We start from the raw sequence: 24,761 nt of genomic DNA, 5'->3' as shown, positions 1-24,761 counted from the left end.
CCTGAGGAGAAGCACAGCATGGGCATCATCATCTGGTTGATCATAGGCGGCATCGTCGGCTGGCTGGCCAGCCTGGTCATGCGCCGCGACGCGCAGCAGGGGATCCTGCTCAACATCGTGGTCGGCATCGTCGGCGCGGCTCTGGCCGGATGGATCTTCGGGGGCGGCATCAACCAGGCCATCACCCTGCGCACCTTCCTGTTCTCGGTCATCGGCGCGGTCATCCTGCTGGCGATCGTGAACCTGTTCACCCGCGGCAAGGTGCGCTGACGCTGTTGCCGGCGGCCCCGGGCCGCGGCACGACGAGGGGACGGAGGCCCGGCCATGCCGGGCCTTCGTCTTTTCCGGCGCGGCCGCTCAGCCGGCCAGCTCGATCCAGGCCGGGGCGTGGTCGCTCGGCCGCTCCCAGGTGCGTGGTTTACGGTCGATGCCGGCGGCGGCGACCCGGGCGCGCAGCGCGTCGGAGACCAGGGTCAGGTCGATGCGCAGGCCCAGGTTGCGGCGGAACGCGGCCTGGCGGTAGTCCCACCAGCTGAACACGCCGCCGTCCTGGTGCAGCAGGCGGTAGCCGTCGTGCAAGCCGGTGGCGAGCAGGTCGCGCAGTGCGGCGCGCTCGGGTGCGGAGGTGAGGATGTGGTTGTCGCTCCACACCGCCGGGTCGTGCACGTCGCGTTCGTCCGGGGCGATGTTGAAGTCGCCCAGCACCACTAGCCGCGGATGCGCGCGCGCCTCCTGTTCCAGCCAGTCGCGCACCGCCGCCAGCCAGGCGAGCTTGAGCTCGTATTTCTCGGTGCCGATGTCCTGGCCGTTGACCACGTACAGGTTGACCACGCGCAGGTCGCCGATGGTGGCGCTGATCGCGCGGCGGTGCTCGTGCTCGAAGCCGGGAACGCCGACCAGCACGTCGCGCGGTTCCTCACGGGAGAGGATGGCCACGCCGTTGTAGGTCTTCTGCCCGGAGAACACGCTGCGGTAGCCCAGCGCGGCCAGCGCGGTGTCAGGGAACCTGTGGTCTTCCAGCTTGGTTTCCTGCAGCCCGACCACGTCCGGGCCGAACGCGCGCAGCCACTGTTCCAGGTGCGGCAGGCGCACGTTGAGCGAGTTGACGTTCCAGCTGGCGATCTTCATGGCGCGTCGGCACAAGGGCGGGAGCCAAGGATAGCCTCCCCGGCGCCGTGCTCAGCGCAGCAGCAGGTCGATCATCCGCCGGATGCGCGGATACGGCGGGCGCAGCAGGTCGGTGGCGCTGCGCCGCGCCTGCCACAGCACCGGCAGCATCCGCGACAGCGCGTCGAAGCCGGCGCGGCCGTGGTAGGCGCCCATGCCGCTGGCGCCGACGCCGCCGAACGGCAGGTTCTCGGCGGCGAAATGCAGCAGGGTGTCGTTGACGGTGACGCCGCCGGCCACGGTGGAGCGCAGGATCGCCTCGACCTGGCCGCGGTCGTGGCTGAACGGATACAGCGCCAGCGGCCGCGGCCGCGCGTGGATGAAGCCGATCGCCTGCTCCAGCGAATCCACCCGCAGCACCGGCAGCACCGGGCCGAAGATCTCCTCGCGCATCAGCGCCAGGTCGTCCGGCGGGTCGAGTACCAGCGTCGGCGCGAACAGGCGCCGGGCCGGATCGTGCGTCGCGGCCAGCGGCAGCACCTCGCAGCCGCGCGCGCGGGCTTCGTCGAGGTAGCCCTGCAGCCGCGCGAACTGGGCGTCGTTGATGATGCGGGTGTAGTCCGGCGCGTCGCCGGACAGGGCGCCGTAGCGCGCGGCGACCTGCGCGCGCAGCGCCTGCACCAGTGCGTCGCCGCGTTCGCCGCCAACCACGAGCACATAGTCGGGCGCGATGCAGGTCTGCCCGGCGTTGAACCACTTGCCGGTGGCCAGCCGCGCGGCGGCGCGCTCGAGCGGATAGTCCTCGCACAGGACCAGCGGCGACTTGCCGCCCAGCTCCAGGGTCAACGGCGTCAGGTTGGCCGCGGCGGCGGCCATGACCTTGCGGCCGACCGCGGTCGAGCCGGTGAACACCAGGTGGTCGAACGGCAGCGCGGCGAACGCGCCGGCCAGTTCGGCGCCGCCGTCGGCGACCGCCACGCGCGTGGCCGGGAACACCTCGGCCAGCAGCTCGTACAGGAAGCGGGTGGTCCGCGGCGTGTGTTCGGACGGCTTGAGGAAGACGTGGTTGCCGGCGGCGATCGCGGTGGCCAGCGGGATCAGCGCCAGGTTCACCGGGTAGTTCCAGGGCGCGATCACCCCGACCACGCCCAGCGGCATCGGGCGCAGCTGCGCGCGCGCCGGCCACAGCCGCCAGCCGGCGCCCACGCGCCGCGGTTTCATCCAGCCGCGCAGGTGGCGCAGCAGGTGGTCGATACCGGCCAGGACGGTCATGCCGTCGGCGAGCAGGGTTTCGTCGTGCGAGCGATGGCCGAAATCGGCGGCGATCGCGGCCGCCATGTCCGGCAGGCGGCGCTTCAGGGCCGCGCGCAGGCGCTGCAGGTCGGCGCGGCGCTGCGGGTAGCCGGGAGGCTGCGCCTGCCAGGCATCGCGCAGCTGCCGCAGCGCGGGCTCCAGGCCTGCGACCGTGGTCACCGGCTCCCGCGGCGTGCCGCCAGCGGCGGTTGCCACGCGGGGCGTTGCGCCGGCGGCGGCGATCGCGGCACTGGCGGCGGTGATCGTCGCGGTGGCGGCAGTCGTAGCGGCGGTCGTGGCGGCAGTCGTGGCGGCAGTCGTGGCGGCAGTCGTGGCAGGCGAAGTCATCGCCGCAGTCTACGGCCAGCCATGGAGGGGAATTCAATACAATGGGCCATGGCCGGATTTCCCCCCTCGCAGCGCCCCTACCTCGACCAGCTCCCCCGCCTGGGCGAGCGTGTCTACGTCGACCCGGCCGCCACCGTGATCGGCGACGTCGAACTGGCCGAGGACGTGTCGGTGTGGCCCGGCTGCGTGCTGCGCGGCGACGTCAACTTCATCCGCGTCGGCGCGCGCAGCAATGTGCAGGACGGAACCATCGTCCACGTCAGCCACCACAGCCCGTTCAACAAGGCCGGCCATCCGACCCTGATCGGCGCCGACGTGACCATCGGCCACGGCACGATCATCCATGCCTGCACCATCGAGGACCTGTGCCTGGTCGGCATGGGCGCGTGCATCCTCGACGGGGCGACGGTGAAGAAGTACGGCTTCGTCGGCGCCGGCGCGGTGGTCGGTCCGGGCAAGGTGGTCGGCGAGGCGGAGTTGTGGGTGGGCAACCCGGCGCGGTTCGTGCGCCGGCTCGGCGACCGCGAGATCGAGAGCCTGCACTACTCGGCGGCGCACTACGTGCGCTTGAAGGACCGGTACCTGGGGATGGCTGGCTGAAGCCAGCGGGCAAGTCCCGCCCTACGGGGTGGTGGCGGCTTCGAGGGCGGCCAGGATCGCCATCGCTTCGGCGCGGCTGGCGCCGCACATGTCCGGGCCCGGTTTCAGCGAGGCGCAGAACGCGGGGCGCTCCGGGCGGCCGAACAGGCGGCAGCGCAGCGCTTCGTCCAGCTGCACGCAGGGCACGCCGGCCGGCTTGCCCTGCGGCATGCCCGGGATCGGCGAGCGGATCGACGGCGCCGTGCAGCAGGCGCCGCAACCGGCGCGGCAGGTGAAGGCGGTGACCATCGACACAGTGTAGGCGCGACGACGCTGCGGTAGCCTGTAGGCCATTCCACCGGTGAGCGGGAGAGGACGATGGCACAGGGTTCGACCGGCAACGTGATTGCCGCGCTTTGCAGCTTCTTCGTGCCCGGCCTGGGGCAGCTGATCCAGGGCCGGCTGGGTTCGGCGATCCTGTGGTTCCTCGCCGCCTGCCTGGCGTTCGTGGTCACCTGGCTGATCACCCTGTCGCTGTTTCCGTTCGGCTGGTTCGTGGTCAGCGTGTTCGCCTGCATCAACGCGGCGGTCTACAAGGGGCCGCGCGGCTGACCCGGGCCGGCGGCCTCAGCGGCCGCCGCGCTCCGCAGGTTCGATGCCCTTGCCGGTGGCGGCCCACCACAGGCCGCCGTACAGGTGTTCCAGGTACTGGCGGTCCGCGTACAGCTCGGGCGTGTGGCCGAGCGCGGTGACGAAGACCCGGCCGCCGTCGTAGGCGTGGTACCAGGCCACCGGATGCACCGCGCCCATCCCGCGTGCGACCTGGCCGGGCCAGATCCGGGCCGGGTCGTAGCTGCGTTCGTCGACCGACAGCACCGTGCGCAGGCCCGGGACCAGCGGCTCGTTGAATTCGTACCACTCGTCGGTCCAGATCCAGCGCGCGGGCAGGCCGAAGGCGGCCGGGAACGACGCGTCCTCCACCCGCACGGTCGCGGTCTGCACCATCGGGTGGATCCGGAACGTGCGCCCGACCAGTTTCTCGAACCAGGGCCAGTCGCCGGGCGGATTGAAGATCAGCGCCCGGTGCACCGCGACCACGCCACCGCCGGCGCGCACGTAGCCCTCGAGTGCCGTGCGTTGCGCGCCCGCGAGCTCGTCGCCGGGCGTGTTGAGCAGGACGATGGCGGCGTAGCGCGACAGGTCGCCGTCGAACGGGCTGGTGTTCCAGCTCCAGTCCATGTCGAACCCGTGCACCAGCGCCATGCGCTCGAACTGCGGCCTGGCCACGACCGCATAGTCGTGGTGGTAGCGGTTGGGGATGGCGACCACCAGCACCCGGAACTGGCCTTCGGCGAAGGCGGGGGCGGCGAACGCGGCGGCGAGCAGCAGGCAGGCGAGGAGGAAGCGCTTCATGACCCGATCGTAGCGGCTGGGGCCGCATGGCGGGCGCATGCGCCTATTCCGGTTTTGCCGCGTGGTATGCCTTCGCGGCGGTGGCGGTGGCGCTTGCCCGGCGCTGTGGCGCGATCGCCGCCGTGGAAGTCAGCGCGCCTCGCGGGCGCCCGCCGCGTCGAGTGCGCGCAGCAGCGGTTCCAGCGGCAGCGCCGGTGCGGTGCCGCGGTGGCCGTGCACGGTGCGCGCGCGCAGCAGCGAGTTGAGGATCGCCTCCTCGGTCGCTTCGGCGGTGGCCTGGAACAGTGCGGTCATGCCGTCGTTGGCCACGCTCGCGGCAGGCTGCACCGCGGGCCCGGCGGTGCGGCGGGTCGGCGCGGCGGTGGAAAACGCGATCCCGTAGTCGCCCGAGCCGTTGGACATGTCCGAGCCGGTGCGCGCCAGGCCGGTCAGCGCGCGCGTGGCCAGCCTGCGCAGCGCGGACGGGTCCAGCGGGGCATCGGTGGCGACCACGATCATGATGCTGCCGTCGCCGCGCCAGGGCGGTGGCTCGCGCGCGGCGAGCTTCGCCATCGCCTCGGGATCGGGCAGCGATTTCCACACCGGGACCCCGGCCACGGTCAGGTGGCCGCCGAAATTGCTCTGCACCAGCACGCCCACGGTCCAGCCGCCGTCGGCGGCGGGCAGCGCGCGCGAGCTGGTGCCGATCCCGCCCTTCCAGCCGAACGCCACGGTGCCGGCGCCGGCACCGACCGCACCTTCCTCCACGGCGCCGTACGACAGGTGCGACAGCGCCTGCTGCACCTGCGCCGGACCCACCGGCCGCGCGCGGATGTCGCTGAGCCAGCCGTCGTTGGTCTCGCCGACCACCGGGTTGATCGAACGCACCTGCTCCATGCCAGGCTGTGCCAGCAGGTGGCCGGCCAGCGCATCGGCCGCGTTCCACACGCTCAGGGTGCCGGTGAGCAGCACCGGCGCCTCCAGCTCGCCCAGTTCGCCGACCTGGGTGACGCCGAGCAGCTTGCCGTAGCCGTTGCCGACCACGATCGCCGCCGGCACCCGTTCCCGGTACAGGTTGCCAGGATGCGGGACGATCGCGGTGACGCCGGTGTTGAGTTCGCGGCCGCGCACCAGGGTGGCGTGGCCGACGCCGACGCCTTCCACGTCGGTGATCGCATTGTGCGCGCCGGTCGGAAGGGTGCCGACCACGATGCCGGCGTCGCGCGCACGTGGGCGCGCCTCGTCGGAGGCGAAGGCGGGCGCGACGAACGCGGCGGCGAGCAGCAGGGCGGGCAGGAACCTCATGCCGCCGATGCTAGCCCATGTGGTCGCGGCTGCGGCCGCGGATGCCGGCGGCTCAGTCCGCGGTCACCAGCATCCGGTCGCGCTCGCGCAGCTGGGCGTAGACCGGATCGGTCTGCGGTCGCACGCCATGCCACAGGGCGAAGGCCTCGGCGGCCTGTTCGACCAGCATCCCCAAACCGTCGACCACCTCGCGGCAGCCGGCCGAGCGCGCCCAGGCGAGGAAGGGGATCGCCGCCTCGCCATAGTTCACGTCCACCGCCGCGGTGCGGCTGTTGACCAGCGACAGCGGCGCGCTGAAGCCTTCGCCGTTGCCGCGCCCGGCCGAAGTGGCGTTGACGATCAGTTCGAAATCGCCCAGGTCGCGCAGGTCCTTCCAGTAGCGCGAATGGGCGCGACCGGGTTCGCCGAGCGCATCGACCAGCGCGTCGGCACGCTCGGGGGTGCGGTTGACCACCACCAGTTCGCCGATGCCGGCGTCCAGCAGCGACGGCGCCACGCCGCGGGCGGCGCCGCCGGCACCGATCAGCAGCGTGCGGCGCGCGCGCAGGTCCAGGCCGTGGCGGCTGGTGAGGTCGCGGACAAGGCCGGCGCCGTCGGTGTTGTCGCCGAGCCAGCGCCCGTCGTCGCCGCGGGTGAGCGTGTTGCAGGCGCCGGCGCGGCGCGCGCGCTCGCTGGTCGTGGCGCTCAGGGCGAAGGCGGCTTCCTTCAGCGGCAGGGTCACGTTGCAGCCGCGCCCGCCTTCGGCCGCGAAGCGTGCCAGTGCCGCGGGGAAGTCCGCGGGCGTGGCGTCGATGGCGGTGTATTCCAGGGCGATGCCGCGCAGTTGCGCGAAAGCGGCGTGGATAAGGGGCGAGAGCGAGTGGGCGATCGGGTGGCCGAAGACGGCGTAGCGGGCGGTGGACATGACGGGTTATGGATCCTCGGTAAGGAACGCAGCCATGGAGCGATCACAGCCGGACGCGCCGGGTGTCGCCTTCACCTGCAGTCTACTCCCGCCCGCGCCGCCCGCGCCGCCGACAGCCCCGGACTTCAGCCGTCGCGCAGCCAGCGCGCCGCGTCCAGCGCGTAGTACGTGAGCACGCCGTCGGCACCGGCGCGCTTGAACGCCAGCAGCGCTTCCAGCGCGCAGGCCTTCTCGTCGAGCCAGCCGTTGGCCGAGGCGGCCTTGAGCATCGCGTACTCGCCGCTGACCTGGTAGGCGAAGGTCGGCACGCCGAACGCGTCCTTCACCCGCCGGATCACGTCCAGGTAGGGCAAGCCCGGCTTGACCATCACCATGTCCGCGCCTTCGGCGATGTCCAGTTCCACCTCGCGCAGCGCTTCGTCGGCGTTGGCCGGGTCCATCTGGTAGGTGTACTTGTTGCCCTTGCCCAGGCTGCCGGCGCTGCCGACCGCGCTGCGGAACGGGCCGTAGAACGCGCTGGCGTACTTGGCCGCGTACGACATGATCCGGGTGTTGATGAAACCGGCGGCCTCCAGCGCGTCGCGGATCGCGCCGATGCGCCCGTCCATCATGTCCGAGGGTGAGAGGATGTCGACGCCGGCGGCGGCGTGGGCCAGCGACTGCTTCACCAGCGCCTCGATGGTGTCGTCGTTGAGGATGTAGCCGCTTTCGTCGATCAGGCCGTCCTGGCCGTGGGTGGTGTAGGGGTCCAGTGCCTGGTCGCTCATCACGCCCAGTTCCGGGAAGCGCGACTTCAGCGCGCGGATCGCGCGCGGGATGATCCCGTCCTCGTCCCAGGCGATGCGGCCGTCGGCGGTCTTGGCCGACGGATCGGGCACGCCGAACAGGTCCAGCACCGGCACGCCCAGCTCCAGCGCCTGCTCGGCCACGCGCAGCAGTTCGTCGATCGACAGCCGCTCCACCCCCGGCATCGAAGGCACCGGGGCGCGGCCCTGCTCCTCGTGCACGAACACCGGGTAGATCAGGTCGTTGCTGGTGAGCACGTGCTCGCGCATCAGCCGGCGGGAGAAGTCGTCGCGGCGCATGCGCCGCAGGCGGACCTGGGGGAAGCTCATCGGGGGCTCCGGGGGAAAAAACCGGGGTCCATGATACGCCGCGATGCCGGTGGACCTGGCCGCAGCGCACACTTCCGCGCCGATGCCCCTGCCCGTATCCGTACCGGTCCTGTTAGCGGTAGATTCACCGCAGGAGGCGGATGATCCGCCGACATCGAAGCCATTCCGGGGGATCGCCATGCGCCTGCAGACCGCTGTCCTGACCGCAGTACTCCTTCTTGCCGGCTGCGCCGGTACATCCAAGGTCATGGTCGGCCAGGCCCGTCCGCCGATCGACCCGTCCCTGGTCCGGATCTACACCTCGGTACCGCCGGGCTCGCAGGAAATCGCCCAGATCGAATCCAGCAGCGCGATCGGCTTCGGCACCCAGGGCCAGACCGACGCGGCCATCGTCCGGCTGAAGAACGAGGCGGCCGCGCTCGGCGCCAACGGCGTGGTGCTCATGGGCGTGGGCACGTCAGGCTCGTCCGGTGGCGGCGTTTCGGTGGGCGGCGGCAGCTGGGGCAGCAGCTCCTACGGCGGCATCGGCATCGGCATCCCCACCCAGCAGCGCAAGGCCGTCGGCGTGGCGATCTGGGTGCCGCCGGAAGCGGTGCCGACCATGCCGGAGATGCCTGCCGCCGAGCCGGCGGCGGCCGAACCGGAGACGCCGACCCGGCCGCACTGATCGCGTCGCACCGATTGCGCAGACTGGGTCGGCCGGCCGGCACCGGCTTTCATCCGCCTTCCGGAGCGGGGAGCGGCACGCAGGCGCTGCCGTCTCGGCTTACGGCTTCAGGCAACGCTCGAAGAAATCCCCGGCCAGCCGGTAGCGGTGCAGCGCGTCCTTGCCGGACAGGCCGTGCTTGGCGCCGGGATAGGCCATCAGCTCGAACGGCTGGCCGCGCTGCTGCAGCGCGGCCATCACCGCGGTGGAGTTGGTGAACAGTACGTTGTCGTCGGCCATGCCGTGGACCAGCAGCAGCTTCGGCGCGTCCGCACCGGCCAGGCCGTCGATGTGCTGCAGCACGCGCGCGTCGCGGTAGCCGTCCGGGTTGGCGGCCGGCAGGCCCATGTAGCGCTCGGTGTAATGGGTGTCGTACAGCGCCCAGTCGCTCACCGGCGCGCCGGCCACGCCGCAGGCGTAGGCATCGGTGCGGGCCAGCAGCATCAGGGTCATGTAGCCGCCGTTGGACCAGCCGTGCACGCCGATCCGCGCCGGGTCGACCCACGGCTGCGACTTCAGCCATTGCACCCCGCGCAGCTGGTCGTCCACTTCCACCGTGCCCTGCCTGCCGTACAGTGCGCCGCCGAAATCGCGGCCACGGCGCGGCGTGCCGCGGTTGTCGATCGAGAACACAAGGTAGCCCTGCTGGGCCAGGTACTGGTTGAACAGCGCATCGCCGCCCGCGGCCCAGGTGCGGGCCACTTTCTGCGAGGCCGGGCCGCCATAGACGAAGACCACCACCGGGTACTTCTTCGCCGGATCGAAGCCCTCCGGCTTGACCAGGCTGTAGTGCAGCGGGGTGGTGCCATCGGCGGCGGGGATCGTGCCGAATTCGACCGGCCGCTGCGCATCGCGGAACTTCGCATACGGGTGGTCGGCGTCGGTCAGCTCGTTGCGCAGCAGCGTCGCCAGCTTCGTGCCGTCGTTGCGGAACAGTTCGATCTGCGGCGGCACTTCCGGTGCCGACCAGCTGTCGACGTAGACGCTGGCGTTGCGGGCGAAGCTGGCCGCGTGCATGCCCGGCGCCTGCGACAGCTTTTCCACCGCGCCGCCGGCCAGCGGCACGCGGTAGACGTGCTTTTCCAGCGGCGAGTCCTTCGTGCCGGTGAACCATACCCAGCCAGCCTGCGCATCCAGGCCCGCGACTTCGTCCACGATCCACTCGCCGGAGGTCAGCGGAGCGAACCTGATCGAAGCCGGCGTGGCCGCGTCTTCGGAGGCCAGGTACAGGTGCTGGAAGCCGCTGCGCTCGGACGACCACAGGAAGCGTCCGTCGGGCAGGAAGCGCAGGCTGTTGTGCAACGGCACCCAGGTCTTCGAGGTTTCAGTGGCCAGCACCCGCTGCACGCCGGTGGCCAGCGTGGTTTCGACCAGTTCCAGCGTCTGCTGGTCGCGCGACTGGCGCTGGAAGGTCAGCCGCTGTGGATCGCGCCAGTCGACGCGGGCCAGGTAGATGTCGCGCTCCGGGCCCAGGTCGATCCACTGCGGCTTCGCCCCGGCCTTCGGCGCGACCACGCCCAGCTGCACCAGGACGTTGCGGTCGCCGGCGGCCGGATAGCGCTGCTCGACCACGTCGGTGCGGTCGGCGTAGACCTCGTAGCGCTTCTGCACCGGCACCGGCGATTCGTCGATCCGGGCAAAAGCAATGGCGCTGTCGTCCGGCGCCCACCAGTAGCCGGTGTGGCGGTCCATTTCCTCGTCGGCGACGAACTCGGCCACGCCGTTGCCGATGGTGTCGCTGCCGTCGAAGGTGAGCTGGACCTCTTCGCCGCTGGCCAGGTCGATCGTCCACAGGTTGCGGCCGCGGATGAAGCTGGCATGGCCGCCGCGCGGGGAGATGCGCGGGTCGGTGGCGAAGCCTTCGCCGCGGGTGAGCCGGCGCACCGCGGCGGCGCCGGTACGGCCCAGGTCGTAGAAATACAGTTCGCCGCCGAGCGGGAACAGCAGCGCCTTGCCGTCCGGCGCCCACTGGTAGTCGACGATGCCCGAGTACGCGGCGATGCGCTGGCGCTCGCGGCGCGCCTTCTCCGCATCGCTCAGGGTCTCGGTGCCGGGCAGGACCACGCTGGAATCGACCAGCAGGCGGGTCTGGCCGCTGGCGATGTCGTATTCCCACAGGTCCAGGCGGTTGCGGTCGCTGTCCTTGCCACGCAGGAAGGTGACGCGGGTGCCGTCCGGGGACACCTGCGGCTTCATCAGCGTCGGGCCGGACAGCGGTGCCGGGCCGGTGATCGCTTCGAGGGTCAGCTTTTCCGCGTGCAGCGGGGCGGTGGCGAGCATGGTCATCAGCAGGACGGGGAGGGCGAAACGCATCGGGGATCGGGCCTGGTTCGATCGGTACACCGATTCTAGAGGGCGTGCGGCGGACGGGGATGGCCCATCCGGCAGGGTCGGGCGCGCGGCCAGCTCAGTCGGCGTCGTGCGCCGGCGGCGTCCACACCCAGGTGCCGATGCTCCTGCCGGGCAGGCTCGCGCGGAACGCGTGCCCGTCCTGGACGACCTCGAAGGCCTGCTCGCCCGGGGCATCGTTGCTGACCAGCAGCACCAGCGAACCGTCGTCGTTGCGGAAGGCGACGTTGTCCAGCCCGCCGGTGCGCCCGCTCGATTCGATCCGGTATGCGCCCGGGCGGACGAAGCGGCTGGCGTGGGCCAGCGCGTAGTACTCGTCGGTGCGGGTGACCGCGCCCGTGCGCGAGTCGATGGTGACCACGCCGCGGCAGGTGTCGCAGCCGCCGGCGTGGGGCCCGTTGTTTTCGTCCAGGGCCAGGTTCCAGAACAACACGCCGCGCGCACCATTGCGGACCGAGCCGATCAGGGCGCTGCGCGTCTGCAGGGCGAGGCCGCCGCTGCGCAACGGCTCCCAGTCGCCACCGGAGCATTCGGTCATGTACACGTCGCGGTCGGGGAAGGCCGCGTGCACCGGTGCCTGCGCCGAAGGATCGCCGCCGTAGCAGTGCCAGGCCACCGCATCGATGTGGCGCCCGGCGGCCGGATCGCGCAGCACCGCCAGCGGTTCCTCCGGCTTGTCCCAGTTGTGGTCCCAGTCGAACAGCAGCGGGGTGCCGCCACGCGCTTCGATCATCGGGCCGAGGTGGTCGCCGACCAGGCGCGCGCGCTGGGCGGCGTTGAGGCGCATCCCCGGATAGTCCCCAGGCTCGAAATCCGGCTCGTTCTGCACGGTCAGGGCGAAGACGGGCACGCCCTCGGCGGCCATCGCATCGACATAGCGCAGCAGGTAGCGCGAAAAGGCGTCGTAGTACTGCGGCAGCAGCCGGCCCTGGACCAGGCTGCCGTTGTCCTTCATCCACGCCGGTGCGCTCCACGGCGAGGCCATGATCTTCAGCTGCGGGTTGATCGCCAGCATCGCCCGCGCGACCGGGATCACGTCGTCGCGGTTGGGCTCCAGGCTGAAGTGGCGCAGCTCCGGGTCGGGCCGACCGTCGGGCGGATCGTCCAGGCTGTAGTGGTGGCGCGAGAAATCCGAGGCGCCGATGGTCAGGCGGGTGAAGCCCAGGCCGAGGCCGCCGTCCTCGCGGCCGAACAGCTCGCGCAGCAGCGCGTCGCGCTGGGCTTCGTCGAGCCGGTGGCGGATCAGCCAGGCGGAGGCGTCGGTCAGCGAGGCGCCGAAGCCGACCATCGACTGGTGGCGCTGGCGAGGCTCCACGACGATGCGCACGCCGCCCGCTTCGGGTGTCCCTGCGACCAGTTCGGCCGGGCCGACGGGGGCCAGCGCCAGGCGGTGGTCGGAGGTGGTCACCCAGGCCTGGACCTGGCCGGTGGCAGAGGCGCCGGCCAGGCCCGGCAGCGAGGCCAGCAACACCGCAAGGCCGATGCGGGCGGGTTCAGGGAGGCGCAGCCATTTCATGTTTGATACCGGATTCCACCCAGGATAGCGGCGATCTGCGGCCGATGCGGGATCTTCGCGCGAAAACCATCCCGCACTGCAGCAGCGGCGGCTCTTAATGATTAAGTAACTTGTTGACCAGCTTTGTTTTCGCCTGCGAGGCATGCCATTTCATTGACACATGCATTACATGGCGTTATTGACAGCGTTGTCAACCACGGTCTGGAGAGGACCATGAAGCCCCGCAATCGCACCCGCAAGTACCAACGACAGCACCTGGCGCTGGCCTGCTGCCTGGCCTTGGCATCGCCGCTGGCCAGCGCCCAGGACACCGCCACGGCGTCCGCCACGGACCAGGACCAGGTCAAGACCCTGGACGAAGTCCGGGTCACCGGCATCCGCGCTGCGATCGCCACCTCGGTGGAGACCAAGAGCGAATCGACCTCGATCGTCGAGGCGATCTCGGCCGAAGACCTGGGCAAGCTGCCCGACATCAGCATCGCCGACTCGATCTCGCGCCTGCCCGGCCTGGCCACCCAGCGCGTGGACGGCCGCGCCCAGGTGATCAACATCCGCGGCATGTCCGAACAGTTCGCAGGCACCCTGCTCAACGGTCGCGAGCAGGTCAGCACCGGCGACAGCCGCGGCGTGGAGTTCGACCAGTACCCGGCCGAGCTGATCAGCGAAGTGGTCGTGTACAAGACCGCCAACGCCGCACTGGTCGGCCAGGGCCTGTCGGGCACCGTCGACATGCGCACCGTGCGGCCGCTGGCCCTGGGCGAGCGCCGCATCGTGTTCGGCGGCAGCGCCGAGAAGAACTCGCTCGGCGACCTGACCTCCGGTGGCGACGACCAGGGCTACCGGCTCAGCGCCTCCTACGTGGACCAGTTCGCCGACGACACCTTCGGCGTGGCGGTCGGCGTGGCGCGGCTGGACTCGCCGTTCCAGGAACGCCACTACAAGTCGTGGTGGTGGGCCAACACCGACCTGTGGGGCGCGCCGCAGGGCGCCAAGCCGGCCGACGCGATCGCGCTGCAGGGCGCCGAAGGCTGGGTCAAGACCCGCGACATGACCCGCGACGGCGTCATGGCCGTGCTCGAATACAAGCCCAACGACACCTGGCACAGCGTCCTGGACATGTACTACTCGAAGTTCGAGCAGGACGAGACCATGCGCGGCACGATGTGGACCAACGACCCGTGGTGGAACAACGGCGCGGTCACCTACACCGACGCGCAGACCACCCTGCACCACGGCGTGCCGGTGGTCACCAGCGGCACGCTCAGCGGCATCCAGCCGGTGGTGCGCAATGACAACAACCTGCGCGAGGACAAACTGAGCGCGATCGGCTGGAACAACGAGTTCGCCTGGGGCCTGTACACCCTGGGCGTCGACGCCAGCTACTCCAAGGCCGAGCGCGAGCAGTCCACGCTGGAGACCTACGCTGGCCGCCTCGGCGGGCTGGACGTGGATTTCCGCGTACCGCTGTCCTCGGGCAACGGCCACTACGCGCTGCCCGACCTGTCCGATCCGTCCGCGGTGTACCTGTGGGACCCGCAGGGCTGGGGCCATGACGGGCGCATGGAGGATTCCTGGCAGGACGACGAACTGCAGTCGTTCCGCGTCGACCTCAACCGCGTGGTCGAGTCGTCCGACTTCCTGCGCAGCTACGACGTCGGCTACAACCACAGCAAGCGCACCAAGGACAAGCTGGCGCAGGTGTACTTCGCCGACCTGCCGGGGCGCACGCCGACGCTGCTCGATCCGTCGTTCCTGCTCTCGCCCACCGGGCTGGGCTTCGCCGGCATGGGCAACGTGCTCAGCTACGACCCGCGCGCGATCCTGTACCAGGTCTACGACGTCCACCTGAGCGAAAGCAACGACGACCTGCAGAAGGACTACGGTATCGAGGAGAAGATCGACACCTTCTACTTCAAGGCCAACCTGGACATGGACATCGGCCAGGTGCGCCTGCGCGGCGACGCCGGCGTGCAGTACGTGCGCACCGACCAGAGCTCCAGCGGCGTCAACATCCAGTCCGACGGCCCGGTCGCGGTGAAGTCGATGGGCGCCACCTACGGCGACATCCTGCCCAGCCTGAACCTGGTGGCCGAGTTCGGCCAGGGCTGGAACCTGCGCTTCGGCGCGGCCAGGCAGATGATGCGGCCGCGGATCAACGACATGGGCGCGTACGGCAGCGTCGGCGTGGCGGTGACCGGCGGCGTCGGCGAATGGACCGGCAGCGGCGGCAACCCGGAGCTGGAGCCGTACCGCGCCAACGCGGCCGACCTGTCGCTGGAGAAGTACTTCGGCGAGGCCAGCTACGTGGCCCTGGCGCTGTTCTACAAGGATCTGGAGTCGTACATCTACACCCAGACCGTGCCGTGGAACTTCGCCGGCTACGACTACGACGGGCCGACCCCGCCGGCGTCGGACTGGGGCACGTTCTCCACCCCGTCCAACGGCAGCGGCGGCTACATGCGTGGCGCCGAGTTCAGCACGGTGCTGGGCGGCGAGGAGTTCCACGAGGCGCTGACCGGCTTCGGCATGCTGCTCAACGCGTCCTATACCGAATCGTCGATCGATCCGGATGGCCCCGGCGGCTCGGATTCGGACACGATTCCGGGCCTGTCCAAGGTGGTGGCCAACGCGACCCTGTACTACGAGAACCACGGCTTCGCGGCGCGGGTGAGCCAGCGCTTCCGCGACCCGTACCGCGGCGAGTACAGCTACATCTTCGGCCAGCGCAGCTATCGCTACACGCTCAACGAACGCCAGGTCGACCTGCAGCTGAGCTACGACTTCCAGGAAACCAGCGCGCTGGCCGGGCTGACCCTGATGTTCCAGGTCAACAACCTCAACAACGAGCCGTTCCGCACCGAGGTCAGCGATTCCAACGGCATGGGGCTGTTCTTCCCGGAGGAGTTCACCGAGTACGGCCGCCAGTTCCTGGTGGGATTCCGCTACGCGCTGTAACGCAGGGGAGCGCGGCTCACCGGCCGCAACGCCCGGGAGATCCGTCTCCCGGGCGTTGCCGCGCAAGCCGGCCGGTGTCCGTGTCCTGCCATGTTCGAGCCGCACGAGAGCTAAGGAGTGATTACGTGAAAGCCATCCTGATGACTGCCATGGTCGCCGTGGCCGTGCCGGCATTCGCGGCCACGGGCGCGGAGCCGGGGCTGACGGTCTACACCACCGCCCAGGGCGCCAGCGCGCAGATGGTCGCCAGCCGCGTCGCGCCGCTGGCCGAGGGCCATGCGCTGACCGAGGTGGAGAATTCGATCTTCGTCGAGCCGCAGCGCCGCTTCCAAGGCCTGCTCGGCATCGGTGGCGCGATTACCGACGCCACCGCCGAGACCTTCGCCCGGCTCGACCCGGCGAAGCAGGAGGAGTTCCTGCGCGCCTACTACGACACCGACAAGGGCATCGGCTATACCCTGGCCCGCACCACGATCCACAGCTCCGACTTCAGCAGCGGCAGCTACACCTATATCGAGGAAGGCGATGCGGCGCTCAGGACCTTCTCGGTCGAGCACGACCGCAAGTACCGCATCCCGATGATCAAGCGCGCGATCGCAGCCGCCGGCGGCACGCTGCCGATGATGGCCAGCCCGTGGAGCGCGCCGGCGTTCATGAAGGACAGCAAGCGCATGCTCAAGGGCGGCAAGCTGCTGCCCGGATATGCGGCGGCCTGGGCCAACTACTACGTGAAGTTCATCGACGCCTACCAGGCCGAGGGCATCCCGATCTGGTCGATCAGCGTGCAGAACGAGCCGATGGCGACCCAGACCTGGGAGTCGATGCTGTTCACCGCCGAGGAGGAGCGCGACTTCCTCAAGAACCACCTCGGCCCGACGATCAGGGCCAGCAGCCACGCCGACACGAAGATCGTGGTCTGGGACCACAACCGCGACATGATGGCCCACCGCGCCAACGTGATCTTCGGCGACCCCGAGGCTTCGCAGTACGCCTGGGGCATGGGTTTCCACTGGTACGAGACCTGGGCCGGGTTCGATCCCATGTTCGAGAACGTGCGCCGCGTGCACGAGTCCTACCCGGACAAGGTGCTGCTGCTGACCGAGGCCACGGTGGAGAAGTTCGACTGGGCGCAGGTGCAGCGCTGGTCCAACGGCGAGCGCTACGGCACCTCGATCATCAACGACCTCAACAACGGCGCCTCGGGCTGGATCGACTGGAACATGCTGCTGGACCAGACCGGCGGCCCGAACCATGTCGGCAACTACTGCTTCTCGCCGATCCACGCCGACCTGTCCACCGGCGAGCTGGTGTACACGCCCAGCTACTGGTACATCGGCCACTTCTCGAAGTTCCTGCGCCCCGGCGCGACGCGGGTCAGCGCGGCCAGCAGCCGCAGCAACCTGCTGGCGACCGCCTTCCTCAACGATGACGGCCGGCTGGCGACGGTGGTGATGAACCCCAGCGGCAAGGAGATCACCTACAACTTCTACGTCGGCACGGCGTCAACGCGCGTCACCATCCCGGCGCACGCGATCCAGACCCTGGTGCTGTAGCACCAGCGCGGCTTTTCAGCGCCCGAACAGCTGCCTGCGCTCCTCTTCGCCCATCGGCTTGCCGGCATCCGGATTGACCTGCGCAGCCAGCGCGTAGGCCCGCTGCGTGGCCGGGCGGGCGGCGATCGCGGCGTGCCAGCGGCGCAGGTCCGGATACGGCCCAAGGTCCAGCGGCGCCTTCGTGTACGGATTGATCCACGGATAGGCCGCCATGTCGGCGATGGTGTATTCGTCGCCGGCGATGAACGTGCGGCCGGCCAGGCGCCGGTCGAGCACGCCGAGCAGGCGCTGCGCCTCGCGCGTGTAGCGCTCGATCGCGTACGGAATGGGCTCGGGCGCATACACGTTGAAATGGCCGTACTGGCCGGTCATCGGGCCCAGCCCGGCCATCTGCCACATCAGCCACTGGTTGACCTCGACCTTCCGGCGCAGGTCGGCGCCGAAGTAGCGCCCGGTCTTGTTGGCCAGGTACACCAGGATCGCGCCGGACTCGAACACGCTGATCGGCTCGCCCAGGTCGTTGGGCGCGTGGTCGATGATCGCCGGCATGCGGTTGTTCGGGGAGAAGGCGAGGAACTCCGGCTGGAACTGCTCGCCCTTGCCGATGTCCACCGGCTTGATCGTGTAGGGCAGGCCGGATTCCTCGAGGAACAGGGTGATCTTGTGGCCGTTGGGGGTGGGCCAGTAGTACAGGTCGATCATGCGGGCGCTCCGGTGGGGGCGGATGGCGCGGGGCGGAGGCCGCGCGATCCCGGGACGCCCAGTCTAGGCGCGTGGCTGCCGCCGGGGATGGATCGCTGCGTTGCGCGGCATGGACCGGCGGCGAGCGGCGCCGCAGGGCAGGGAATCCGCTTGGCAGCGCGTCGCGCGGCCGCTACCCTGCGCGCTCCCTTTTTGCATCGCACCATCATGTCCCAGCACGCGCCGCAACGCCTGAGCCCGCTGTCCACCCTGATCTTCGCCTCGCGCTGGCTGCAGCTGCCGCTGTACCTGGGCCTGATCGCGGCCCAGTGCGTCTACGTGTTCCTGTTCGGCAAGGAACTGTGGCACCTGATCCACCACGCGCCGGGCCTGCGCGAGCAGGAAATCATGCTGATCGTGCTCGGCCTGATCGACGTGGTGATGATCTCCAACCTGCTGGTGATGGTGATCGTCGGCGGCTACGAGACCTTCGTCTCGCGCCTGGGCCTGGAAGGCCACCCGGACCAGCCGGAGTGGCTCAGCCACGTCAACGCCTCGGTGCTGAAGGTGAAGCTGGCGATGGCGATCATCGGCATCTCCTCCATCCACCTGCTCAAGACCTTCATCGCCTCCGGCGCGCTGGAAGGCCTGCCGTTCTGCACCCCCGAGCAGCTGTCGGCGATCCGCGCCGCGGGCATCATCGCCAGCAACGACTGTTCGCAGCTGACCAGCCAGGGCGTGCTGTGGCAGACCATCATCCACTGCGTGTTCATCCTCTCGGCGATCGGCATCGCCTGGACCGACAAGCTGATGAGCAACGGCAGCGGCAAGCGGGGCCACGCGGCGCACTGAGCCGGGCGTGGCAGGCCCACGCGCCCGCCAACCCGTAAAATGGCGGCATGGATGTCTCCCACCTGCTCGATGACCTCAATGCCGCCCAGCGCGAGGCCGTGTCCGCCCCGCCGGGGCATTACCTGGTCCTGGCCGGCGCCGGTTCGGGCAAGACCCGGGTCCTGACTCACCGCATCGCCTGGCTGAACGAAGTGCTGGGCGTGCCCGCGCACGGGATCCTCGCGGTCACCTTCACCAACAAGGCCGCCGGCGAGATGCGCGCGCGCGCCGACCTGCAGTTGCGCCATGGTTCGCGCGGCATGTGGATCGGCACCTTCCACGGCATCGCCCACCGCCTGCTGCGCCTGCACTGGAACGAGGCGAAGCTGCCCGAGGCCTTCCAGGTGCTCGACAGCGACGACCAGCTACGCCTGGTCAAGCGCGTGGCCCAGCAGCTGGAGCTGGACGACGGCCGCTTCCCGCCGCGGCAGATCGCCTGGTGGATCAACGCGCAGAAGGACGAGGGCCGGCGCCCGCAGCACATCCAGCCCGGCGACGACCCGTGGACCGATGCGCTGCGCCGCGCCTACGCGCTGTACCAGGAGCGCTGCGACCGCGCCGGCCTGGTCGATTTCGCCGAACTGCTGCTGCGCGCGCACGAACTGCTGCGCGACAACCCGGCGCTGCTGGCGCACTACCGCACCCGCTTCCGTGAGGTGCTGGTCGACGAATTCCAGGACACCAACGCGATCCAGTACGCGTTCGTGCGCGTGCTCGCCGGCGACAGTGGCCGGGTGTTCGTGGTCGGCGACGACGACCAGGCCATCTATGGCTGGCGCGGCGCCAAGGTCGAGAACGTGCAGCAGTTCCTGCGCGATTTCCCCGGCGCGAAGACCATCCGCCTGGAGCAGAACTACCGCTCGTCCGCCAACATCCTCAACGCCGCCAACGCGGTGATCTCGCACAACCCCGACCGCATCGGCAAGCAGCTGTGGACCGACAGCGGCGAGGGCGAGCCAGTGGATGTGTACGCGGCCTACAACGAGATGGACGAGGCGCGCTTCGTGGTCGAGCGCATCCGCCAGTGGGTGCGCGACGGTGGCAGCTGGCGCGAGGCGGCGGTGCTCTATCGCAGCAACGCGCAGTCGCGCGCGCTGGAAGAGGTGCTGCTGGCCGAGCAGGTGCCGTACCGCGTGTATGGCGGCATGCGCTTCTTCGAGCGCGCCGAGATCAAGGACACCCTGGCCTACCTGCGCCTGGTCGCCAGCCGCGCCGACGACGCCGCGTTCGAGCGCACGGTGAACACGCCGGCCCGTGGCATCGGCGACCGCACCCTGGACGAGGTCCGCCGCCGTGCGCGCGAGGCCTCGGTCTCGCTGTGGCAGGCCGCCAGCGCGCTGGTCGCGGAGAACGCGCTGGCCGCGCGCGCGCGCAACGCCGTGGCCGGCTTCCTGTCACTGGTCGAGGCGCTGGACGCCGAAACCACCGACCTGGACCTGAAGGACCGCGTCGACCACGTGCTGGCGCGCTCGAACCTGCGCGGGCACTGGTCCAGCGAAGCACGCGGCCAGCTCGACGCCGAGTCGCGGCTGGAGAACCTGGACGAACTGGTCTCGGTCGCCTCGCGCTTCTCGCGCGCCGAGCTGGACGACGACCAGGAGAGCATGAGCGAGCTGGTCGCGTTCCTGTCCTACGCGGCGCTGGAGGCCGGCGAAGGCCAGGCCCAGGCCGACGAGGACGGCGTGCAGCTGATGACCCTGCATTCGGCCAAGGGCCTGGAGTTCCCGCTGGTGTTCCTGGTCGGGGTGGAGGAGGGCGTGTTCCCCAGCAGCAAGTCGCTTGAGGAAAGCGGGCGGCTGGAGGAGGAGCGGCGGCTGGCCTACGTCGGCATCACCCGCGCGCGGCAGAAGCTGGTGCTGACCTACGCCGAGAGCCGGCGCATCCACGGCATGGACATGTACGGCACGCCCTCGCGCTTCCTGCGCGAGATCCCCGGCCACCTGCTCAACGAAGTGCGGCCGCGGGTGCAGGTGGCGAGGCCGATGGCCGCGCCGCCGCGCGCGGCGCATCCGGTCCTCGAAACCCCCGCGCTGAAACTGGGCCAGGGCGTGGAACACGCCAGCTTCGGCCGCGGCGTGGTCACCGATTACGAAGGCAGCGGCGCGCACGCGCGGGTGCAGGTGAACTTCGACGATGCCGGCAGCAAGTGGCTGGTGCTGGCCTTCGCCAACCTCAGGCCGATGTAGGGGATCCGCCATTGCCCCGCGGCGCCCGCGGGTGTGCAATGGCCGGGTGCAGCCATGGAGTCCGCCATGTACGACCGCATCCTGATCGCCACCGATGGTTCCGAACTGGCCGGCAAGGGCCTGCGCCATGGCCTGGCCCTGGCTGCCGCGCTGCGCGTGCCGGTGGTGTTCCTGACCGTGACCGAACCGTGGATGCCGGCTTTCGACGACGCGCTCGCGCTGTCGGCCGACCCGGCGTTGCAGCAGGAGTACCGCGAAGGTTGCGCGCTGTCGGCGCAACGCATCCTCGAAGACGCCATCGCCCAGGCCAGCACCGCCGGCGTGGCCTGCGAGACCGTGCACGTGCCCGACGGCTTCCCGTCCGAGGCGATCGTGCAGGCGGTCGTCGAGCACGGTGCCGGCCTGGTGGTGATGGCCTCGCACGGCCGCCGCGGCCTGGGCCGGGTCCTGCTTGGCAGCCAGACCCAGGCGGTGCTGGCGAAGTCGACGGTGCCGGTCCTCGTCGTCCGCTGACACCCTTGTAGGAGCCCACTTCAGGGGGCGACCCGACGTGGCCGGTATACCACCGTGCTCAACGCACCGCTTCCGGAGAGGCTGCGTTGTAGCGCAGTGCCTTCCCACCGCCTCGGGTCGCCCCTGAAGGGAGCTCCTACAGGAAAGCCGGGCTCAGGCCGCGCCGCTGAGGTGCTCGTACAGGATCGCGGCGCCGACCGCGATCATCACCACGCCGCCGATGACCTCCGCGCGCTTGCCGGCCAGTGCGCCGAGCACGCGGCCGAGCATGATCCCGGTGGTGACCATCACCAGCGTGCACAGGCCGATCACCGCGGCCACCTGCAGGATCGGCGCGTCGAGGAAGGCCAGGCTCACGCCCACCGCCATCGCATCGATGCTGGTGCCCAGGCCGGTGGCCGCCAGGCTCCAGAAGCCGTGCCCGCGCGCGCCTTCGCCATGGTCCGCGCCGGTTTCCGGCTTCGCCCCGTTCCAGACCATGTGCAGGCCGAGCAGGCCGAGCACGCCGAACGCGATCCAGTGGTCCCAGGCGGTGATGTAGCGCGAAGCGGCGGTGCCCAGCAGCCAGCCGACCAGCGGCGTCACTGCTTCGATCACGCCGAAGATCAGGCCGGCGCGCAGTGCCTCGCCGAAGCGTGGCTTCCGCATCGCCGCGCCCTTGCCCACGGCGGCGGCGAAGGCGTCGGTGGACATGGCCAGGCCGACCAGGACCATGGAAAAGGGATTCATCGGCACTACCGGGCTGGAGGGCGGACGCGACCGGCCGGCGTCCAACCACAGACGCGCCGACAGGCCGTTGGTCTCGCCAGCGCCGTCCGGTCCGGACGGGGTATCCGCGCCACGGCCGCAACGGGCCGAGTGTGTTGACGCGGACGCTCCGCGCGGTGTGCGCGGAGCAGGCTACTCCCCAAGGGAAGGCGTGCAGGATAACACGGGGGTGCCGATCGCCCGGCCAGGCGCCGCCGCTGCGAAGCCCGTCCATGCCGATGGGCACATGCGCGTTGCGGGGCAGGGGTTAGGATCGGGTCCCGGCCGCTTCCGGGCCGCGTCCAGGAGTCACGACCATGCACTCGCACTCGCGCCGCAGGTTTCTGGCAAACACCGCCATCGCATCGGCCCTCGCCGGGCTGGGCATGATGGCCGGCAGCGGCCCCCTGTCCGCCGCCCCTGCACGTCCGGGCCCGCTGCTGACCCGGCTGGTTCCCTCCAGCGGTGAACAACTGCCGGTGATCGGCGCCGGCACCTCCGGCAGCTACGACGTGGACATCGGCTCGCCGGAATACGTCCGCTTGCAGGAAGTGGTGAAGATCTTCTTCGAGGGCGGCGGCCGCCTGATCGACACCTCGCCCAACTACGGCCGCTCCGACACGGTGGTCGGCGCGCTGCTGGCCGATGGCGGCTGGCGCGACAAGGCCTTCATCGCCACCAAGATCGCCGCCGACAGCCGCGAGGCCGCCGAGGCGCAGTGGGCCGAGTCGCTGCGCCGGCTGCGCACCGACCGGGTCGAGCTGCTGCAGGTGCACAACCTGCGCGACTGGCAACGGCAGCTGGCGTACGCACGCGAGCTCAGGCAGCAGGGGAAGACGAAATACGTCGGCGTGACCCACTACACCGACGCCGGCCTGCCCGAGCTGGAGAAGATCCTGCGCGGCGAGAAGCTGGACTTCATCCAGATCCACTATTCGGTCAATTCGCCGCGTGCCGCCGACACCGTGCTGCCGCTGGCGCAGGACAGGGGCGTGGCGGTGATCGTCAACCGCGCCTTCGACGACGGCAAGCTGTTCGCGAAAGTGAAGGACGCGCCGTTGCCGCCCTGGGCCGGCGAGGCTGGCGTGACCTCATGGGCGCAGATGTTCCTCAAGTTCGCGATCAGCCATCCGGCGGTGACCGTGGTGATCCCGGCCACCGGCAAGCCCGAGCGCCAGCGCGACCAGCTGAAGGCCGGCACCGGGCCGCTGCTGGATGCGGCGCAGCAGCAGGAACTGGTCCGCCGGTTCTCCGCCTGAACCTCGCTGAAGGGGCATTGCCCATGGGCATTCCCGCATGAGCGGCGGCCACGGTGCCGACCCGCGCCTGCCGTGGCTGTCGCGGCTGTTCGGCGTGCATCCGCACGAAGCACCGGCGGTGGGCGCGGGGCTGGCGATGTTCTTCCTGCTGTTCACCGGCTACTTCATGCTGCGGCCGGTGCGCGAGACCATGGGCGTGGCCGGCGGCGTGGACAACCTGCAGTGGCTGTTCACCGGGACTTTCGTGGCCACCGTGGCGGTGCTGCCGCTGTACGGCTGGATCGCCTCGAAGGTGTCGCGGCGGCGGATCGTGCCGTGGGTGTTCGGGGTGGTCGTGGCCAGCCTTGCGGGTTTCGCCGCCAGCCTGATGCTGCAGCCCGACGACGTCTGGGCCGGGCGCGCGTTCTACATCTGGGTCTCGGTGATCAACCTGCTGCTGATCTCGCTGGCCTGGAGCGTGCTGGCGGACGTGTTCGCCAGCAGCGAGGCCAGGCGCCTGTTCGCGCTGATCGCCGCCGGTGCCAGCGCGGGCGGGCTCGCCGGCCCGGTGCTGGCCACCGCGCTGGTGCGGCTGCTGGGCGAGGGCGGGCTGCTGCTGCTGTCGTCGCTGTTCATCGCCGCCAGCGCTGCCGCGGCGATGTGGCTGCACCGCTGGCGCGACCGGCATCCGTCCGCGCGCGCCGCACGTAGTGGCCAGGACGACGGCGCTCCTGCGCAGCGGCAGCGGCCGCTGGGCGGCAATCCGTTCGCCGGCGCGACCGCGGTGTTCCGTTCCCCCTACCTGGCGGGCATCGCATTGTTCGTGCTGCTGCTGGCCACGGTGACCACGTTCCTGTACTTCGAACAGGCGCGGATGGTCGCCGAACTGTTCCCCGAGCGGGCCCGGCAGACCCAGGTGTTCGGCCTGATCGACACCGTGGTCCAGGCCCTGGCGATCCTCGCCCAGCTGTTCATCACCGGCCGCGTCGCGCAGAAGCTGGGCGTGGGCGTGCTTCTGGTCGCGGTGCCGCTGGTGATGGCGCTGGGATTCCTGTGGCTGGCGCTGGCGCCGGTGTTCGCGGTGTTCGTGGTGGTGATGGTGGCGCGCCGCGCCGGCGAGTACGCGTTCGTGCGTCCCGGCCGGGAGATGCTCTATACGGTCGTGCCGGCCGAGGACAAGTACAAGGCGAAGAACTTCATCGACACGGTGGTGTACCGCGGCGGCGATGCGCTCAGTGCCTGGGTCAAGCGTGCGCTGGACCTGCTCGGTGAGCATCCGGCGCTGGCGATGGTGATCGGCGCGGGCGTCGCCCTGGCCTGGGCCGGCACCGGCTTCGCCCTCGGCCGCGCCCAGCGCCGCCGCGAATCGTAGAGCGGGGCTTG

22 protein-coding genes are annotated in these 24,761 nt (G+C 70.4%); 11 read left to right on the top strand and 11 right to left on the bottom strand.

The annotated features are described in order from the left end of the window. Positions 1–18 precede the first annotated feature (18 nt). Positions 19–270 (top strand): GlsB/YeaQ/YmgE family stress response membrane protein, encoded by a 252-nt coding sequence (locus CSC64_RS07725; protein WP_162434740.1) that lies wholly within the window; start codon positions 19–21, stop codon positions 268–270. A gap of 87 nt (positions 271–357) precedes the next feature. Here the strand turns inward: CSC64_RS07725 and xth are convergent, their stop codons facing one another. Both xth and CSC64_RS07715 read right to left on the bottom strand, forming a co-directional pair. After that, positions 358–1,128 (bottom strand): exodeoxyribonuclease III, encoded by a 771-nt coding sequence (xth, locus tag CSC64_RS07720; protein WP_162434739.1) that lies wholly within the window; start codon positions 1,126–1,128, stop codon positions 358–360. A gap of 51 nt (positions 1,129–1,179) precedes the next feature. Further along, complete coding sequence (locus CSC64_RS07715) at positions 1,180–2,748, bottom strand: coniferyl aldehyde dehydrogenase (RefSeq protein WP_162434738.1); 1,569 nt, start codon at positions 2,746–2,748, stop codon at positions 1,180–1,182. Positions 2,749–2,796: 48 nt separating this feature from the next. Between CSC64_RS07715 and CSC64_RS07710 the strand changes: the two genes are divergently transcribed. Then, positions 2,797–3,348, top strand: a complete 552-nt coding sequence (locus tag CSC64_RS07710) for a gamma carbonic anhydrase family protein (RefSeq protein ID WP_162434737.1) — start codon at positions 2,797–2,799, stop codon at positions 3,346–3,348. Between the two features lie 21 nt (positions 3,349–3,369). On the opposite strand, the gene CSC64_RS07705 is transcribed toward CSC64_RS07710, so the two are convergent. After that, positions 3,370–3,636, bottom strand: coding sequence for a YkgJ family cysteine cluster protein (locus CSC64_RS07705; RefSeq protein WP_162434736.1), 267 nt, complete (start codon positions 3,634–3,636; stop codon positions 3,370–3,372). A 69-nt stretch (positions 3,637–3,705) separates the two neighbouring features. On the opposite strand from CSC64_RS07705, the gene CSC64_RS07700 reads away from it, so the two are divergent. Continuing rightward, the gene (locus tag CSC64_RS07700; RefSeq protein WP_162434735.1) at positions 3,706–3,939 is read left to right on the top strand and encodes a hypothetical protein; all 234 of its coding nucleotides are present in this window, start codon (positions 3,706–3,708) and stop codon (positions 3,937–3,939) included. Positions 3,940–3,954: 15 nt separating this feature from the next. Here CSC64_RS07700 and CSC64_RS07695 read toward each other — a convergent pair whose 3' ends face one another. From CSC64_RS07695 to hemB, 4 genes are all read right to left on the bottom strand, one after another. After that, positions 3,955–4,740: a ThuA domain-containing protein gene (locus CSC64_RS07695; RefSeq protein WP_162434734.1), complete on the bottom strand. Its 786-nt coding sequence runs from the start codon at positions 4,738–4,740 to the stop codon at positions 3,955–3,957. 129 nt (positions 4,741–4,869) lie between these two features. Continuing rightward, positions 4,870–6,024, bottom strand: coding sequence for a DmpA family aminopeptidase (locus CSC64_RS07690; protein WP_162434733.1), 1,155 nt, complete (start codon positions 6,022–6,024; stop codon positions 4,870–4,872). Positions 6,025–6,076: 52 nt separating this feature from the next. After that, complete coding sequence (aroE, locus tag CSC64_RS07685) at positions 6,077–6,928, bottom strand: shikimate dehydrogenase (protein ID WP_162434732.1); 852 nt, start codon at positions 6,926–6,928, stop codon at positions 6,077–6,079. Positions 6,929–7,053: 125 nt separating this feature from the next. Continuing rightward, positions 7,054–8,043, bottom strand: coding sequence for a porphobilinogen synthase (hemB, locus tag CSC64_RS07680; protein WP_162434731.1), 990 nt, complete (start codon positions 8,041–8,043; stop codon positions 7,054–7,056). Positions 8,044–8,221: 178 nt separating this feature from the next. On the opposite strand from hemB, the gene CSC64_RS07675 reads away from it, so the two are divergent. Continuing rightward, positions 8,222–8,710 carry a DUF4156 domain-containing protein gene (locus tag CSC64_RS07675; protein WP_162434730.1) on the top strand — a complete coding sequence of 163 codons (489 nt, stop codon included), beginning with the start codon at positions 8,222–8,224 and terminating at the stop codon, positions 8,708–8,710. Between the two features lie 99 nt (positions 8,711–8,809). Here the strand turns inward: CSC64_RS07675 and CSC64_RS07670 are convergent, their stop codons facing one another. Together CSC64_RS07670 and CSC64_RS07665 are read right to left on the bottom strand one after the other, a co-directional pair. Next, the gene (locus CSC64_RS07670; protein ID WP_425501688.1) at positions 8,810–11,062 is read right to left on the bottom strand and encodes a S9 family peptidase; all 2,253 of its coding nucleotides are present in this window, start codon (positions 11,060–11,062) and stop codon (positions 8,810–8,812) included. Between the two features lie 94 nt (positions 11,063–11,156). Then, a complete protein-coding gene (locus CSC64_RS07665; RefSeq protein WP_162434729.1) occupies positions 11,157–12,614 on the bottom strand; it encodes a glycoside hydrolase family 30 protein in 1,458 nt (485 codons plus the stop codon). 213 nt (positions 12,615–12,827) lie between these two features. On the opposite strand from CSC64_RS07665, the gene CSC64_RS07660 reads away from it, so the two are divergent. Further along, entirely contained in the window at positions 12,828–15,569 is a 2,742-nt protein-coding gene (locus tag CSC64_RS07660) for a TonB-dependent receptor (RefSeq protein WP_162434728.1), read from the top strand. 140 nt (positions 15,570–15,709) lie between these two features. Continuing rightward, the gene (locus CSC64_RS07655) at positions 15,710–17,122 is read left to right on the top strand and encodes a glycoside hydrolase family 30 protein (RefSeq protein WP_162434757.1); all 1,413 of its coding nucleotides are present in this window, start codon (positions 15,710–15,712) and stop codon (positions 17,120–17,122) included. 15 nt (positions 17,123–17,137) lie between these two features. On the opposite strand, the gene CSC64_RS07650 is transcribed toward CSC64_RS07655, so the two are convergent. Beyond that, positions 17,138–17,824: a glutathione binding-like protein gene (locus CSC64_RS07650; protein ID WP_162434727.1), complete on the bottom strand. Its 687-nt coding sequence runs from the start codon at positions 17,822–17,824 to the stop codon at positions 17,138–17,140. A gap of 207 nt (positions 17,825–18,031) precedes the next feature. Here CSC64_RS07650 and CSC64_RS07645 point away from each other — a divergent pair, with 207 nt between their 5' ends. From CSC64_RS07645 to CSC64_RS07635, 3 genes are all read left to right on the top strand, one after another. Next, positions 18,032–18,655: a TIGR00645 family protein gene (locus tag CSC64_RS07645; protein WP_162434726.1), complete on the top strand. Its 624-nt coding sequence runs from the start codon at positions 18,032–18,034 to the stop codon at positions 18,653–18,655. 47 nt (positions 18,656–18,702) lie between these two features. Continuing rightward, on the top strand, positions 18,703–20,880 hold the full coding sequence (gene uvrD, locus CSC64_RS07640; protein WP_162434725.1) for a DNA helicase II: 2,178 nt from the start codon (positions 18,703–18,705) through the stop codon (positions 20,878–20,880). Positions 20,881–20,946: 66 nt separating this feature from the next. Then, positions 20,947–21,393: a universal stress protein gene (locus CSC64_RS07635; RefSeq protein ID WP_162434724.1), complete on the top strand. Its 447-nt coding sequence runs from the start codon at positions 20,947–20,949 to the stop codon at positions 21,391–21,393. Between the two features lie 153 nt (positions 21,394–21,546). On the opposite strand, the gene CSC64_RS07630 is transcribed toward CSC64_RS07635, so the two are convergent. Further along, positions 21,547–22,122, bottom strand: coding sequence for a manganese efflux pump MntP (locus CSC64_RS07630; RefSeq protein ID WP_162434723.1), 576 nt, complete (start codon positions 22,120–22,122; stop codon positions 21,547–21,549). 335 nt (positions 22,123–22,457) lie between these two features. On the opposite strand from CSC64_RS07630, the gene CSC64_RS07625 reads away from it, so the two are divergent. Beyond that, positions 22,458–23,399: an aldo/keto reductase gene (locus CSC64_RS07625; RefSeq protein ID WP_162434722.1), complete on the top strand. Its 942-nt coding sequence runs from the start codon at positions 22,458–22,460 to the stop codon at positions 23,397–23,399. A 37-nt stretch (positions 23,400–23,436) separates the two neighbouring features. Then, on the top strand, positions 23,437–24,750 hold the full coding sequence (locus CSC64_RS14020; protein WP_162434721.1) for an NTP/NDP exchange transporter: 1,314 nt from the start codon (positions 23,437–23,439) through the stop codon (positions 24,748–24,750). Positions 24,751–24,761 lie beyond the last annotated feature (11 nt).

This window comes from Pseudoxanthomonas koreensis (genome assembly GCF_010093225.1).
Classification (GTDB): Bacteria; Pseudomonadota; Gammaproteobacteria; order Xanthomonadales; family Xanthomonadaceae; genus Pseudoxanthomonas; species Pseudoxanthomonas koreensis.
The sequence above is the reverse complement of the archived record's forward strand: the minus strand, read 5'-3'. Positions and strand labels throughout refer to the sequence as shown.

What these genes read in the sequence shown, in the direction of transcription:
- CSC64_RS07725 (WP_162434740.1), top strand. Translation starts at nt 19, where the DNA reads ATGGGCATCATCATCTGGTTGATCATAGGCGGCATCGTCGGCTGGCTG.
- xth (WP_162434739.1), bottom strand. Translation starts at nt 1,128, where the DNA reads ATGAAGATCGCCAGCTGGAACGTCAACTCGCTCAACGTGCGCCTGCCG.
- CSC64_RS07715 (WP_162434738.1), bottom strand. Translation starts at nt 2,748, where the DNA reads ATGACTTCGCCTGCCACGACTGCCGCCACGACTGCCGCCACGACTGCC.
- CSC64_RS07710 (WP_162434737.1), top strand. Translation starts at nt 2,797, where the DNA reads ATGGCCGGATTTCCCCCCTCGCAGCGCCCCTACCTCGACCAGCTCCCC.
- CSC64_RS07705 (WP_162434736.1), bottom strand. Translation starts at nt 3,636, where the DNA reads ATGGTCACCGCCTTCACCTGCCGCGCCGGTTGCGGCGCCTGCTGCACG.
- CSC64_RS07700 (WP_162434735.1), top strand. Translation starts at nt 3,706, where the DNA reads ATGGCACAGGGTTCGACCGGCAACGTGATTGCCGCGCTTTGCAGCTTC.
- CSC64_RS07695 (WP_162434734.1), bottom strand. Translation starts at nt 4,740, where the DNA reads ATGAAGCGCTTCCTCCTCGCCTGCCTGCTGCTCGCCGCCGCGTTCGCC.
- CSC64_RS07690 (WP_162434733.1), bottom strand. Translation starts at nt 6,024, where the DNA reads ATGAGGTTCCTGCCCGCCCTGCTGCTCGCCGCCGCGTTCGTCGCGCCC.
- aroE (WP_162434732.1), bottom strand. Translation starts at nt 6,928, where the DNA reads ATGTCCACCGCCCGCTACGCCGTCTTCGGCCACCCGATCGCCCACTCG.
- hemB (WP_162434731.1), bottom strand. Translation starts at nt 8,043, where the DNA reads ATGAGCTTCCCCCAGGTCCGCCTGCGGCGCATGCGCCGCGACGACTTC.
- CSC64_RS07675 (WP_162434730.1), top strand. Translation starts at nt 8,222, where the DNA reads ATGCGCCTGCAGACCGCTGTCCTGACCGCAGTACTCCTTCTTGCCGGC.
- CSC64_RS07670 (WP_425501688.1), bottom strand. Translation starts at nt 11,062, where the DNA reads ATGCGTTTCGCCCTCCCCGTCCTGCTGATGACCATGCTCGCCACCGCC.
- CSC64_RS07665 (WP_162434729.1), bottom strand. Translation starts at nt 12,614, where the DNA reads ATGAAATGGCTGCGCCTCCCTGAACCCGCCCGCATCGGCCTTGCGGTG.
- CSC64_RS07660 (WP_162434728.1), top strand. Translation starts at nt 12,828, where the DNA reads ATGAAGCCCCGCAATCGCACCCGCAAGTACCAACGACAGCACCTGGCG.
- CSC64_RS07655 (WP_162434757.1), top strand. Translation starts at nt 15,710, where the DNA reads ATGACTGCCATGGTCGCCGTGGCCGTGCCGGCATTCGCGGCCACGGGC.
- CSC64_RS07650 (WP_162434727.1), bottom strand. Translation starts at nt 17,824, where the DNA reads ATGATCGACCTGTACTACTGGCCCACCCCCAACGGCCACAAGATCACC.
- CSC64_RS07645 (WP_162434726.1), top strand. Translation starts at nt 18,032, where the DNA reads ATGTCCCAGCACGCGCCGCAACGCCTGAGCCCGCTGTCCACCCTGATC.
- uvrD (WP_162434725.1), top strand. Translation starts at nt 18,703, where the DNA reads ATGGATGTCTCCCACCTGCTCGATGACCTCAATGCCGCCCAGCGCGAG.
- CSC64_RS07635 (WP_162434724.1), top strand. Translation starts at nt 20,947, where the DNA reads ATGTACGACCGCATCCTGATCGCCACCGATGGTTCCGAACTGGCCGGC.
- CSC64_RS07630 (WP_162434723.1), bottom strand. Translation starts at nt 22,122, where the DNA reads ATGAATCCCTTTTCCATGGTCCTGGTCGGCCTGGCCATGTCCACCGAC.
- CSC64_RS07625 (WP_162434722.1), top strand. Translation starts at nt 22,458, where the DNA reads ATGCACTCGCACTCGCGCCGCAGGTTTCTGGCAAACACCGCCATCGCA.
- CSC64_RS14020 (WP_162434721.1), top strand. Translation starts at nt 23,437, where the DNA reads ATGAGCGGCGGCCACGGTGCCGACCCGCGCCTGCCGTGGCTGTCGCGG.